General features: G+C 41.2%; 1 pseudogene. It reads left to right on the top strand.

Annotated features, from left to right (window positions below):
- Positions 1–66: 66 nt before the first annotated feature.
- Positions 67–480: pseudogene (locus DSM465_RS0117990) on the top strand (hypothetical protein); the annotation flags it as partial.

Here is a 480-nt window from a genome sequence, read left to right as displayed (position 1 = left end):
CCGGAACAGCTTGAACGATATAAAAACGGCGAAAAGCTTGATGATATTTTGAAGGGAGAGGATACGATGGAACAACAAAAGCCGAAAGTGATTGCATATGCGAAGTATGAGGAAGTCGTGGCCGAGCGTGATGAATTGAAACGGCAGCTAGAGGAATTGAAATTGAAGCAACCATTTGAAGTGAAATACATCAATGTTGATTACAAGGCAAAGTTCGAGGAACTATCAAGGGATTACGAAAAACTTGTTCATGAAGCAGAGCAAAAGGACAAAGAAGTCGAGCATTGGAAAGAGCTATTTGAAACAGCGATGGCTGACAAGGAGAGATTACACAAAGAAAATCTCATTCTCGAAAATCAGATTCAGAGATTAAAAGAGGCAAACGACGAACTGACCGCCAAAAATGAGCGCTATTTTGCCGATCTGATGCGTTTGGAACAAGAGGTGAAGGGTTTAAGACTATACGCACTTCAAAAGCTC

It is taken from the genome of Geobacillus thermodenitrificans subsp. thermodenitrificans DSM 465 (genome assembly GCF_000496575.1).
Taxonomy (GTDB): domain Bacteria; phylum Bacillota; class Bacilli; order Bacillales; family Anoxybacillaceae; genus Geobacillus; species Geobacillus thermodenitrificans.
The sequence above is the reverse complement of the archived record's forward strand: the minus strand, read 5'-3'. Positions and strand labels throughout refer to the sequence as shown.